Source organism: Brevundimonas sp. (assembly GCF_024711105.1).
GTDB lineage: Bacteria > Pseudomonadota > Alphaproteobacteria > Caulobacterales > Caulobacteraceae > Brevundimonas.
In genome coordinates, this window is sequence record NZ_JANJTL010000120.1 from 1 (window position 1) to 13,222 (window position 13,222).

10 protein-coding genes are annotated in these 13,222 nt (G+C 67.7%); 6 read left to right on the plus strand and 4 right to left on the minus strand.

Annotated elements, in window-relative coordinates; genetic code table 11:
• The 3 genes from Q0M60_RS08855 to uvrC form a co-directional block, all read left to right on the plus strand.
• A partial coding sequence (locus Q0M60_RS08855) for a dienelactone hydrolase family protein (protein WP_296818396.1) occupies window positions 1-400 on the plus strand: 400 nt, incomplete at its 5' end.
• Window positions 401-426: 26 nt separating this feature from the next.
• A complete protein-coding gene (locus Q0M60_RS08860) occupies window positions 427-870 on the plus strand; it encodes a DMT family transporter (RefSeq protein ID WP_296818397.1) in 444 nt (147 codons plus the stop codon).
• Between the two features lie 16 nt (window positions 871-886).
• A complete protein-coding gene (gene uvrC, locus Q0M60_RS08865) occupies window positions 887-2,767 on the plus strand; it encodes an excinuclease ABC subunit UvrC (RefSeq protein ID WP_296818399.1) in 1,881 nt (626 codons plus the stop codon).
• Here the strand turns inward: uvrC and Q0M60_RS08870 are convergent.
• Genes Q0M60_RS08870 through cysD form a run of 3 tightly spaced genes read right to left on the minus strand, consistent with a single transcriptional unit; the run spans window position 2,764 to window position 6,391 of the window.
• Window positions 2,764-3,537 carry a sulfite exporter TauE/SafE family protein gene (locus Q0M60_RS08870; RefSeq protein WP_296818401.1) on the minus strand — a complete coding sequence of 258 codons (774 nt, stop codon included), beginning with the start codon at window positions 3,535-3,537 and terminating at the stop codon, window positions 2,764-2,766. The two genes, uvrC and Q0M60_RS08870, sit on opposite strands and share 4 nt — an antisense overlap.
• 2 nt (window positions 3,538-3,539) lie before the next feature.
• Window positions 3,540-5,447 (minus strand): sulfate adenylyltransferase subunit CysN, encoded by a 1,908-nt coding sequence (gene cysN / locus Q0M60_RS08875; RefSeq protein ID WP_296818403.1) that lies wholly within the window; start codon window positions 5,445-5,447, stop codon window positions 3,540-3,542.
• The gene (gene cysD / locus Q0M60_RS08880) at window positions 5,447-6,391 is read right to left on the minus strand and encodes a sulfate adenylyltransferase subunit CysD (protein WP_296818405.1); all 945 of its coding nucleotides are present in this window, start codon (window positions 6,389-6,391) and stop codon (window positions 5,447-5,449) included. The genes cysN and cysD overlap by 1 nt, the downstream gene beginning before the upstream one ends.
• Before the next feature lie 289 nt (window positions 6,392-6,680).
• On the opposite strand from cysD, the gene Q0M60_RS08885 reads away from it, so the two are divergent.
• Together Q0M60_RS08885 and Q0M60_RS08890 are read left to right on the plus strand one after the other, a co-directional pair.
• Window positions 6,681-7,847, plus strand: a complete 1,167-nt coding sequence (locus tag Q0M60_RS08885) for an NAD-dependent epimerase/dehydratase family protein (RefSeq protein ID WP_296818407.1) — start codon at window positions 6,681-6,683, stop codon at window positions 7,845-7,847.
• Window positions 7,844-8,662, plus strand: a complete 819-nt coding sequence (locus Q0M60_RS08890; RefSeq protein WP_296818409.1) for a hypothetical protein — start codon at window positions 7,844-7,846, stop codon at window positions 8,660-8,662. Before Q0M60_RS08885 ends, Q0M60_RS08890 begins: the two co-directional genes overlap by 4 nt.
• A gap of 6 nt (window positions 8,663-8,668) precedes the next feature.
• Here Q0M60_RS08890 and Q0M60_RS08895 read toward each other — a convergent pair whose 3' ends face one another.
• On the minus strand, window positions 8,669-9,064 hold the full coding sequence (locus Q0M60_RS08895) for an AprI/Inh family metalloprotease inhibitor (protein ID WP_296818411.1): 396 nt from the start codon (window positions 9,062-9,064) through the stop codon (window positions 8,669-8,671).
• Between the two features lie 108 nt (window positions 9,065-9,172).
• Between Q0M60_RS08895 and Q0M60_RS08900 the strand changes: the two genes are divergently transcribed.
• On the plus strand, window positions 9,173-13,222 hold a 4,050-nt coding region (locus Q0M60_RS08900), incomplete at its 3' end, for a M10 family metallopeptidase C-terminal domain-containing protein (protein WP_296818413.1).

Sequence of the window (13,222 nt, forward strand, 5' to 3'; positions counted from 1 at the left end):
CGTGTCGAAGGCCGGGATCACCGGCTTCTGCTGGGGCGGGACGGTGGTGTGGATGGCCTGCGCCGCCCACGACTTCAAGGCGGGCGCGGCCTGGTACGGTCGCGTCGTGCGCCCGGCCCAGAACGCCGAGGCGGACCGGCTCTATCCGAACGAGATCGCCGATCAGCTGCGTTGTCCGGTCCTCGGCCTCTACGCCGAGAACGATCAGGGCATCCCGCTCGACAGCGTCGAGACGATGCGTCAGGCGCTGGCGGCCGCCGGCCGGACGGACAGCGAGATCATCGTCTATCCGGGCACGGACCACGGCTTCCACGCGGACTATCGTCCCATGTACGACGCCGCGGCCGCCGCCGACGGGTGGGCCCGCATGCTGCGGCTGTTCGGAGAGCGGCTGGCCTGATTCCACGGGTCTGATATGGCGAGGACATGCACCCGCTCCTCGCCATGATCCTGATCACCCTCGCCGGCGGCGCCACCGCCCTGCAGGCCCCCACCAACGCCAAGCTGGCGACAGGCGTCGGGTCGGCGGTCAACGCCGCCTTCGTCTCGTTCGCGGTGGGCACCGTGGCGCTCGCCCTGATCGCCCTGATTGGTCAGACCCGGCCGGACTGGACGACGACGCGCGAACTGCCCTGGTACGCCTGGATCGGCGGGCTCTATGGCGTGATGTTCGTGATCGCCGCGACCTGGGGTGTGCCGCGGCTAGGTGTGGCGCTGACCATCATCCTGATGGTGGCCGGCCAACTGATGATCAGCCTGATCCTCGACCATTTCGGCGCCTTCGGGGCGCCGCGCCAGCCGGTGAACCTTGGCCGCGTGGCCGGGGTGGCTCTGGTGCTCGCGGGCGTCCTTCTGGTCCGGCGCTCGTGAGCCTACATAGGCCGCGATGACGGAGGAGACCCCGAACCCGCTGAAGGCCGCCGACCTGATCCGCGACGAGGCGCGCCGCGCGCCCGACGGGCCGGGCGTGTACCGGATGTATGGGGCCGAGGGCGACTGCCTCTATGTCGGCAAGGCCAAGAGCCTGAAGAAGCGCGTCATGCAGTACGCGCAAGGCCGTTTCCACACCCAGCGCATCGCCCACATGGTGGCGCTGACCCGCGCCATGGAGTTCGTCTCGACCAAGACCGAGACCGAGGCCCTGCTGCTCGAAAGCAACTTCATCAAGAAGCTGAAGCCGCGCTTCAACGTGGTGCTCAGGGACGACAAGTCCTTCGCCGAGCTGATGATCCGGCGCGATCACCCGGCCCCTCAGGTGCGCAAGCACCGCGGGGCCCACACCATTCCGGGCGACTATTTCGGGCCCTTCGCCTCGACCTGGGCGGTGAACCGCACGCTGAACACCCTGCAGAAGGCGTTCCTGCTGCGCTCCTGCTCGGACAGCGTGTTCGAGAGCCGCACGCGGCCCTGCATGCTGCACCAGATCAAGCGTTGCTCGGCGCCCTGCGTGCAGCTGATCGAGCCGGCGGCCTATATGGAGCTGGTCGAGGAGGCGGAGCAGTTCCTGCGCGGCAAGTCGCGCGCCGTGCTCGGCCGGCTGTCGGCCGAGATGCAGGAGGCGGCCGAGAACCTCGACTTCGAACGCGCCGCGCGGCTCCGTGACCGCATCCGGGCGCTGTCGGCCATTTCCATGGAAAACTCGGTCTCGGCCGAGGGCGTGGCGGAGGCCGACGTCTTCGCCCTGCACTCCGAGGGCGGCCAGGCCTGCGTCCAGGTCTTCTTCTACCGCTCGGGCCAGAACTGGGGCGGGCGGGCCTATTTCCCGCGCGTCGACAAGACCGACACCGATCCGGAGATCCTCTCGGCCTTCCTCGGCCAGTTCTACGAGGACAAGCCCGTGCCCCGGCAGGTGCTGGTCAACGTCATGCCGTTCGAGAAGGAGCTGCTGGAAGAGGCCTTCTCGATGATGGCCAAACAGACGGACGCGCGCCGCGTCGTCTCCATCGAGCGGCCCCAGCGCGGCGAGCGCAAGGCCCTGGTCGACCACGCCTTCACCAATGCGCGCGAGGCTCTGGGCCGCAAGCTGGCCGAGGGATCGGCCCAGGCGAAGATCATGGCCGACGTGGTCGAGGCCTTCTCGCTGGAGGGTCCGCCCGAGCGGATCGAGGTCTATGACAACAGCCACGTCCAGGGGACGAACGCCGTGGGGGCGATGATCGTCGCTGGGCCCGAGGGCTTCCAGAAGAACCAGTACCGCAAGTTCAACATCCGCGGTCAGGACCTCACCCCCGGCGACGACTTCGGAATGATGACCGAGGTCATGCGGCGGCGCTTCGGCCGGCTGGTGAAGGAAGAGGGCGTCGAGGACGTGGTCCGGCCCGACCTCGTCCTCATCGACGGCGGCGCGGGTCAGCTCTCGGCGGTCATGGCCGTCATGGCCGAACTGGGCCTTGAGGACATCCCCCTGGTCGGCGTGGCCAAGGGTCCCGACCGCGACGCCGGCATGGAGCGCTTCTTCATGCCGGGCCGCGAGCCCTTCATGCTGCCGATGAAGAGCCCGGCGCTCTACTACCTGCAGCGCCTGCGCGACGAGGCCCACCGCTTCGCCATCGGCGCGCACCGCAAGCGCCGCTCCATGGACATCAAGCGCAATCCGCTCGACGAAATCGAAGGCGTCGGCCCCGGCCGCAAGAAGGCGTTGCTGCACGCCTTCGGTTCAGCGCGCGGCGTTAGTCGGGCCGAGGTGGCCGATCTGGTCAAGGTCGAAGGCGTGAACGCGGCGCTGGCCCAGCGGATCTGGGCCCACTTCAGGCCGGGCAAGACCTAGCCCGTGAACACCCGCCAGAACTGGTAGCCGCACAGGGCGACGACCAGCACGCCGACCGCCCACATCATGCCGCGCACCGGCAGGAAGCGGGTGATCAGGCTGGCGAACGGCGCGGCGAGCACGCCGCCCGCGATCAGGCCGCCGACGGCCCAGGCGTGGCTGAGCAGGTCGTCCGCCTGCTCCCAGCGGCCGGTCAACAGCGCGGTCAGGAAGGCGATCGAGGTGGCGACGGCCACGAAGAACTCCGCCGTGTTCGCCGTGCCGATCGCGTGACGCGGCGAGGAGCCGGCGCCGATCAGGGTCGAGGTCACCGTCGGACCCCAGCCGCCGCCGCCCAGCGCGTCCATCAGACCGCCGACGAAGCCGAGCGGCAGAGGCGCCTTGAACGGCACTGTGCGCGGCGGCGCGGCGCGCCAGGCGCGCCAGAGGATGAACAATCCCATCAGGCCGAGCCAGGCGGCCATCACGGGCCGCATCACCGAGGCGTCGATGCCGGTCAGGACATAGGCCCCGACGACACCGCCGACCACGCCGGCGATCGCCAGCCGGACCATGAGCCCCTTGTCCACGTTGCGCGCCAGCGTGTGCGACGTGGCGGAGGCCGCGCCGGTGAACACCTTGGCCGCATGGACACTGGCCGAGACGTTGGCCGGCGGCACCCCGAAGGTCATCAGCATGCTGGCCGAGACCACGCCGTAGGCCATGCCCATGGCCCCGTCGACCAGCTGGGCCAGAAAGCCGACCGCGAAGAAGACCCAGAAGTCCTCCACGGTCAGCCTCTCAGCACGCCCGCGCGCGTGAGCGCCTGGCAGACGGCCTGGGCCGCCTCCTCGGGCGTCATGGCGGTGGTGTCGATGCGGATCTCCGGCGCCTCGGGCGCCTCGTAGGGGCTGTCGATGCCGGTGAAGTTCTTCAGCTGGCCTGAGCGGGCCTTCTTGTAGAGGCCCTTGACGTCCCGCTCCTCGGCCACCGCCAGGGGCGCGTCCACGAACACCTCGAAGAACTCGCCCTCCGGCATCAGGTCGCGGGCCATGCGCCGCTCGGCGCGGAAGGGCGAGATGAAGGAGGTCAGCACGATCAGGCCGGCGTCGGCCATCAGCTTGGCCACCTCCGCCACCCGCCGGATGTTCTCCACTCGGTCGGCGTCGGTGAAGCCCAGGTCGCGGTTCAGCCCGTGACGGACGTTGTCGCCGTCGAGCAGATAGGTGTGGCGGCCGTCGGCGTGCAGCTTCTTCTCGACCAGGTTGGCGATGGTCGACTTTCCGGCGCCCGACAGGCCGGTGAACCACAGCACCGCGGGCTTCTGGCCCTTCAGCCCGGCGCGGGCCTGGCGGTCGATGTCCAGCGCCTGCCAGTGGATGTTGTGGGCGCGCCGCAGGGCGAAATGGATCATGCCCGCGCCGACCGTGGCGTTCGACATCCGGTCGATGAGGATGAAGCCGCCCGTGCCCGGGTTGCTCTCATAGGCGTCGAAGGCCAGCGGCTGGTCGGTCGAGACGTTGCAGACCGCGATGGCGTTGAGCTCGAGCTCCTTGGCCGCCAGATGCTCCAGCGAGTTGACGTCGACCCGGTGCTTGATCTCGGTGACCGTCGCCGTGACCGTGCGCGCCCCGATCTTCAGCAGATAGGACCGGCCCGGCAGCAGGTGCTCGTCGTGCATCCACACCAGCGTCGTCTCGAACTGGTCGGCCACTTCCGGCGGATCATCGGCGGCGGCGATGATGTCGCCGCGGCTGCAGTCGATCTCGTCCTCGAGGGTGAGGGTCACCGACTGGCCGGCCACGCCGGCCTCAAGCCGCTGGTCCGCCAGCCACACGTCCTTGACCCGGCTGTCGCGTCCCGAGCGAGCGATACGAACCCGGTCGCCCGGCCGCACCACGCCCGAGGCGATCTCGCCGCAGAAGCCGCGGAAATCCAGGTTGGGCCGGTTCACCCACTGGACCGGCAGCCGGAACGACGCGGCCTGCAGCCGGCTTTCGTCCAGCTCGACCGTCTCCAGGTGCTCGATCAGGGTGGGGCCGGCGTACCAGGGCGTGGCCTCGGACTTGCCGGCGATGTTGTCGCCATTCAGCCCCGAGATCGGAATGGCCAGAAAGCCCCCGATGCCCAACTCGCGCCCGAAGGCGGCATAGTCGGCGACGATCTCGTCGAACCGGTCCTTGGACCAGTCGACCAGGTCCATCTTGTTGACCGCCAGCACCAGATTCCGGATGCCCAGCAGGTGCGCCAGATAGGAGTGCCGCCGCGTCTGGGTCAGCACGCCCTTGCGCGCGTCGATCAGGATCACGGCCAGGTCGGCGGTCGAGGCGCCGGTGACCATGTTGCGCGTGTACTGCTCGTGGCCGGGGGTGTCGGCGACGATGAACTTGCGCTTCTCGGTCGAGAAGAAGCGGTAGGCCACATCGATGGTGATGCCCTGCTCGCGCTCGGCGGCCAAGCCGTCGACCAGCAGGGCGAAGTCGATGTTCTCGCCCTGCGTCCCCACCCGCCGGGAATCGCTTTCCAGCGCCGCCAGCTGATCGTCGAAGATCATCTTGGAATCGTAGAGCAGCCGCCCGATCAGGGTCGACTTGCCGTCGTCCACCGAGCCGCAGGTGATGAAGCGGAGCAAGCTTTTGTGCTGGTGCTTGTCGAGGTAGGCCTCGATGTCCTCGGCGATCAGGTCGTCCTGGTGGGCCATCAGAAATAGCCCTCCTGCTTCTTCTTCTCCATGGACGCGGCCTGGTCGTGGTCGATGACCCGCCCCTGGCGCTCCGACGTGGTGGTCAGCAGCATCTCCTGGATGATCGACGGCAGGTCGGCGGCCGTGCTCTCGACCGCCCCGGTCAGCGGATAGCAGCCCAGCGTCCTGAACCGCACCATCCGCATCTGCGGCACTTCGCCGGAATTGAGAGGCATGCGGTCGTCGTCGACCATGATCAGCGTGCCGTCGCGCTCGACGACCGGCCGTTCCGCCGCGAAATACAGGTCCGGCAGCGGGATGTTCTCCAGATAGATGTATTGCCAGATGTCGAGCTCGGTCCAGTTCGACAGCGGGAAGACGCGGATCGATTCGCCCTTGCGCTTCCGTGCGTTATACAGATTCCACAGCTCTGGCCGCTGGTTCTTCGGATCCCAGCGGTGATTGGCCGAGCGGAAGGAGAAGACCCGCTCCTTGGCCCGCGACTTCTCCTCGTCGCGCCGGGCGCCGCCGAAGGCCGCGTCGAAGCCGAACTTGTCCAGCGCCTGCTTCAGCCCCTCGGTCTTCATGACGTCGGTGTGCATGGCCGAGCCGACGCTGAAGGGATTGACGCCCCGCTTCAGCCCGTCCTCGTTGACGTGCACATGCATGTCGAAGCCCAGCGACCGCGCATAGCCGTCGCGGTGGGCGTACATGGCCTTGAACTTCCAGGTCGTATCGACGTGCAGCAGCGGGAACGGCGGACGCGACGGCGCGAACGCCTTCACCGCCAGATGAAGCATCACCGCCGAGTCCTTGCCGATCGAATAGAGCATCACCGGGTTGTCGCACTCGGCGACCACCTCACGCATAATGTGGATGCTCTCGGCCTCCAGCCGCTCGAGGTGCGTAAGGCCCGCCCTGGACAGCACAGACGGGCGGCCGGCCCCCAACACAGTCGTCATCAGTCCTCCCCGGGCGGCTCGCGCCGCCGCTCCTTCAAGGCGATATGGCGGCGATGGGCAAGGCGTTTCGGGCCGTTTCTGCAGGCTGCGATGCTAAACTTGCCGTCATCCTTGCGCGCAGTAGCTGTGCAGGGATGGTCGCTTCAAGCTTAGCGCGAGTGGCGAGGTTCGGACCTGGCGCTCCCCCCTGGGCCGCCAACCGATCCACGCTGTTGTCGGTTTCAGGTGCTTGTCGCCCCATCGAATTTCCGACTAAGACGAGGCCCTCATCCTGGGAGAGCACCACCCTTTGCGCGTCTTCGTACTTGGCGGCGACGGCTTTTGCGGCTGGCCGACCGCGCTGCACCTTTCGGCCCGGGGCCACCAGGTCACCATCATCGACAACCTTTCGCGGCGGAAGATCGACGTCGAGCTGGAGGTCGACTCGCTCACCCCGATCCGGCCCGTCTCCGAGCGTCTGGCGGCGTGGAAGGAAGTCTCGGGCCGCGAGATCGGCTTCATCGACCTGACGGTCGGGCGTGATTTCGATCGCCTGCTCCAGCTGATCCGCACCGAAAAGCCCGACGCCATGGTGCATTTCGCCGAGCAGCGCGCCGCGCCCTATTCGATGAAGTCGGCCCGGCACAAGCGCTACACGGTCGACAACAACATCAACGCCACTCACGACGTGCTGGCCGCCATCGTCGAGAGCGGCCTCGACGTCCACCTCGTGCACCTGGGCACCATGGGCGTCTATGGCTACGGCACGGCCGGCGCCGCCATCCCCGAGGGCTATCTGAAGGTCGGGATCGACACCCCCGCCGGCCAGGTCGAGCAGGAGATCCTCTACCCGGCCAATCCGGGCTCGATCTACCACATGACCAAGACGCTCGATCAGCTGCTCTTCGCCTTCTACGCTAGGAACGACGAGCTTCGGATCACGGACCTGCATCAGGGCATCGTCTGGGGAACCCAGACCGAAGAGACCCGCAAGGATGAGCGGCTCATCAACCGCTTCGACTATGACGGTGACTACGGCACGGTGCTGAACCGGTTTCTGATGCAGGCGGCCGTGGGTTATCCTCTGACGGTGCACGGCACGGGGGGACAGACGCGCGCCTTCATCCATATTCAGGACACCGTACGCTGCATCGAACTGGCGCTCTCGAACCCGCCGGCCCGCGGCGAGCGCGTGCGCATCCTCAATCAGATGACCGAGACGCACCGGATCCGGGACCTGGCGGCCCTTGTCTCGGAAATCAGCGGGGCGGAGGTCGCCAACGTCGATAATCCGCGACGGGAAGCCGCCGAGAATGATCTCGAGGTCCTGAACCACGGCTTCATCGACCTGGGGCTGGACCCGATCCGCCTCGACGTGGGGCTGCTCGAAGAGGTGCGCGAGATCGCGGGCCGATACGCCGATCGGGCGAACCGAGAGCGCATCCCCTGCCTTTCGACCTGGCGGCGAGCGCCATGAGCCGGGCTGACGGGTCCGAGAGCGCCGAGGCGCTGGCCGATCCCGACGCCATCGGGGTGCTTCACCACCTGTCCTCGTCCGGCGGCACGCTGATCGCCCGAACCGTAGCGGCCATGCCAAGCGCGGTGCTGCTGTCGGAGGTCCACCCGCTTTCGCCCCGGCGGGTCTGGTTCAATCCGTTCGATCCTATCCCGCAACTGCTCGCCAACTATCCGGACCTCGGGCCCGACGCCGATGGCCAGAAGGCCGAGTTCCGTCGGCGGCTCGAACTGGTCTGGAACGGTTGCCGTCGCGTCGGACGCCGGCTCGTGCTGCGCAATCATGCGCACAGCGATTTCCTCGGGACCGACCCAACCGGCCGGCTCGAGCTGGAGACCGCCCTGCCGGACGGGGCATCGCTGAAGCGCGCCGCCACCCTGCGCGACCCCGTTGACGCCTGGCTGAGCATGCAGGCTTCGGGCTTCGCCAAGTCGATGAAGTCGTTCGACGACTACTGCGTCCGGGTTGAGGCCTTCCTCGCCCAGTTCGAACCGGACGAGGTCGAGACCTACGAAGCCTTCGTGGCCGAGCCGGCCGCGGTGGCGCGCCGTCTGTGCGAGCGGCTGGGCGTCGTCTTCGTGCCCGGACGCGAGACAGCGTTCGCCGAGATTTCCATCAGCGGCAACAGCGGCCGCGGAGAGGCCTGGACCGAGGTGCGTCGCGCCCAGCGCCGGCCTTTCACCCCGGCCTTCCGGCGCAGAGTGCTGAAATCAGAAGCCTATGGGCGGATCGCGGCCCGTTTCGGCTATCCCCGGGACCCCATCGACGCCTTCTGAGTCCGTTCAGCGGCGGACCAGCCGGGCGCCGGAGGCGGATGACCGATAGACTCCCTCGGCCGTCTGCTCGAACGCGAACACTGCAAAGCCCGCCGCGTCCGTCAGCTCCAGGCCGAGAGGAACGGGCCTCCACCCCGCCAGTCCGGGAGCCCAGGCGCACGCACCTTCGAGGGCCAGCATGGGCGCGGCGAGGCTCCCCGGCTCCAGGGCCGCCTCGTCGACGCCCAGCCGCAGTTCGCATGCCTCTCCGGACGCCGCCTCCAGCCGCCAACCTCCCGCCAGGGTCGACGCCTCGGGAATCACGGGCATGGAGGACATTCGCTTATCTCCCCGAGGCGGCGCGGCCTCCGGCTCGGCGCAGGCGACCAGGGTCAGGCCAACGGCGAGAAGGACGAACTGCACCCGGCATCCCCTTGATGTGACAAACCGGCGCTTGGCGCCCGGCCATTCGCAGCATAGCGTGCGGAACCCGTTGGCGCACGTGCGCTGCTACCTTTCTGGAGTACCGCCATGTGCATCGTCTGCGCCGACATGTCCGGGCAACTGCGCCGTTCGGATTTCATCTCGGAAGAGATCGGGCGGGACATCTCTGTCTCGGCCTCCCAGCGCGCGGGCGGCGCGGGCCCCTTGGCTTTCCTGGACCTGGACGAGCGGGGCGGGGTCACGCCGAACGGCAAGGTGTCCTTTACGCCAGCTGAGGCTGGCGCTCACATCACCCGCTCCGGCCTGAGCTGGGCGGCCCTGGGTCAGCCTGCGACCGTTACCTACGCCTTCCGGTCTACCCAGCCGTTCACCATGCCGAGCGATACGTCGGGCTTCTCGCGCTTCAGCGCCCAGCAGATCGCGGCGACTGAACTGATGTTGCAGGGCTGGTCGGACGTCGCGCGCATCACCTTCAATCGCATCGGAACGGGTACGGAAGGCGACGGGGCCTTCTCCAACGAAGCCACGATGCTGTTCGGCAACTACTCCAGCGGTCAGGGCGGCGCGGCCGCTTTCGCCTATTTGCCGGGCAGTACGTCCTCGACGGCCAATGCCGGCGACGTCTGGGTCAATTCCAGCCTCAGCTACAACTCGGCCCCTGTCTACCTGGCCTATGGCTATCAGGTCCTGCTGCACGAGATCGGCCACGCGATCGGCCTCAGTCACCCGGGCGCCTACAACGCGGGTCCGGGGGTCAGCATCACCTATGCCAACCACGCCGAGTACTACGAGGATTCTCGCCAGTACTCGGTGATGAGCTATTTCAACGAGAGCAACACCGGCGGGGCCTTCGGCGGTCGTTACTCGTCCGCGCCCCTGCTCGACGACATCGCGGCGGCCCAGCGCCTCTACGGCGCCAATATGACGACCCGCACCGGCGACACGGTCTACGGCTTCAACTCGAACGCCGGGCGGATCTGGTACAGCGCCGGCGATCAGCTGGCCCAGCAGGCCGTGATCTTCGCCGTCTGGGACGCCGGCGGGACCGACACCCTGGACTTCCAGTACTACAACAACGGCGGCGTGATCGACCTGCGCCAGGGCCATTTCTCCAGCGTCGGCGGTCTGACCGGCAACGTGTCCATCGCCATGGGCGCGGTGATCGAGAACGCGATCGGCGGTGCGGGCGCCGAGATCATGATCGGCAACTCCGCGGCCAATGTGCTTCGCGGCAACGGCGGCAACGACCAGATCGAGGGCGGCAACGGCTCGGACACGGCCGTCTTCACCGGCAATCGCGCTCTCTACACCGTCACCGCCGGCACCGAAGTGGTCGGCGGCGTCACCTACGGCATCATCACCGTCTCCGGCCCCGACGGGACGGACGTGCTGCGCAACGTCGAGTTCCTGCAGTTCGCCGACCAGACCATCGCCGCGCCGGCCCTGTCCGCCGGCATCCGTCTCGAAGGCGACGCCACGGCCGAGACCCTGACCGGCACGAGCTTCGCCGACTGGCTGTTCGGCGGCGACGGCATCGACACGCTGAATGGCGGGGACGGCAACGACCGGCTCGCCGGAGGCCGCGGCAACGACACCCTGAACGGCGGCGCCGGCATCGACGAGGCCGACTACAGCGGCGCCAACGGCGGCGTGAGCGTCAACCTCGGCTCTGGGACCGCCGTTGGGACCGGCGCGGACGGCACTGACACCCTCAACAGCATCGAGAACGTGCGGGGCAGCCGCTTCTCGGACACCATCTTCGGCGACGCCGGCGCAAATGTGATCCGCGGCGGGGGCGGCGTCGACAATCTGATCGGCGGGGGCGGCAATGACACCCTCATCGCCGGCGACGGGGTGCTGACGAGCGACACGGCGCCCGACGTCAACAAGGCGCAGGGCACTGCGAACATCAGCCGCGAGACCGCCGTCAACGTCGACGGAAACTTCGACCTGGACAACGATCCGGGCTTTTTCAATCCGACCGTCATTCCTCACGCCAAGATCAACGCGACGGCCAATGGCGGAGGCAAGGAATACTACGCCTTCACCGTCACGGCGGGGGCGTCCTGCATCTTCGACATCAATGGCGCCAGCTTCGACAGCGTTATCGAGATCTTCAACTCGGACGGCACGCGTCTGGCGATCAATGACGATGGCGGCAGCGACGGCACGAACTCCTACCTGAACCACACCTTCGGGAGCGGCGGCACCTACTACATCGCCGTCAGCCGCTGGGTTTCGGGTTCCGGCAACAGCATCGTCATGGACAACCCGCCGGCGGGGTCTACCTATGGCCTGAATATTTCGATCCCCGGCCACTCCGTCCCGAACCCCCAGAGCACCGGGTCAGACCTGAACGGCGGCGACGGTGATGACACCCTCGTCAGCGGCTCGGCCAACGACGACCTGACCGGCGGAAGCGGCACGGACACCGCCGTCTTCACCGGCGCGCGGGCCCAGTACACGATCACCCAGACGGGGCCGGGCGCGTTCACGGTTGTTGGACCTGACGGGACGGACCGCCTCATTGGCGTGGAGTTCGCACAGTTCTCGGACATCGTCGTCAATCTCAGCGCCTCTTCGATCGACGGCACGGCCGGGCCCGACACCCTGACCGGGACGGACAACCCTGACACCATCAACGGTTTTGGCGGGAATGACACCCTGCGCGGGATGGGGGGCGACGACGTTCTGAACGGCGGAGAGGGGAACGACCTGCTCGACGGCGGGGCCGGCGCCGACACCATGACGGGCGGGGCGGGCGATGACATCTACATCGTCGGTTCGGCAGGCGATCAGACGATTGAGCAGGCCGGCGGCGGCACCGACACGGTCCGCAGCTATGCGAACTGGACCCTGGCGGCCCACGTCGAGAACCTGGAGTTGCTGGGCACGACCGTGAACGGGACGGGTAATGTCCACAACAACCGTATCGTGGGCAACGCCTCGAACAACAACCTCAACGGCATGGGCGGCAATGACGAACTGATCGGGGGCGCCGGCGACGACGTGCTCGACGGGGGCGCGGGTTCCGACATCATGCAAGGCGGCGTCGGCAACGACACCTATGTCGTCGATTCCGCCGGCGACCAGATCATCGAGCTGGTCGGAGAGGGCATCGACACGGTCCGCAGCTGGCTGAACCGCACCCTGACCGCCGGCCTCGAGAACCTCGAACTGCTGGGCACGGCCGTGAACGGCTTCGGAAACGAGCTGGACAACGTCATCGTCGGCTCGGACATGGACAACTTCCTCTACGGCCGGGCGGGCAACGACATCATCCGCGGCGGCCTGGGCGACGACACGCTCCAGGGTGACGACGGCGACGATCTGCTGGACGGAGGCGCGGGCGCCGACAAGATGCTCGGAGGCGCCGGGAACGACACCTACATCGTTGCTCATCCGGGCGACTCCGTGTTCGAGAGCGCCGACCAGGGCTACGACACGGTCCAGGCCTATATGACGTTCACCATGACGGCCAACATCGAGGCCCTGGTGCTCATGGGCTCTGGCCAGCACGCGGGCTACGGCAACAGCCTGGCGAACGCGATAACGGGCAACAACGACGCCAACATTCTGTGGGGCCGCGACGGTGACGACGTGCTTCACGGCATGGGCGGCAATGACACCCTCTATGGCGAGAGCGGCCTGGACACCCTGTACGGCGGCGACGGCGACGACTGGCTGAACGGCGGGGTCCAGAACGACGTGCTCTACGGCGGGTCTGGCGCCGACCGCCTGGACGGCGGCGCGGGTGACGACGTGATGACCGGCGGGACAGGGAACGACACCTATGTGGTGGGCTCGGCCTTGGACCAGATCGTCGAATTGGTCGGCGAGGGAACCGACACGGTGCTCAGTTATGTCAACTGGACGCTGGGCGACCACCTCGAGAACCTGACCCTCATGGGCGGAGCCCTGGTGGGGACGGGCAACGGCCTGGCCAATGCGCTGACCGGCAACGGGTCGAACAACACGCTGAACGGCATGGGCGGGAACGACACCCTGACCGGGGCCGGGGGCAATGACATCTTCGTCTTCACCGGCGGCTTCGGGGCGGACGTCATCACCGACTTCTCGGCCGGGGCCGGGATCGGCGACCGGATCCGGCTGGAGACCAGCTGGATGGCGGACTTC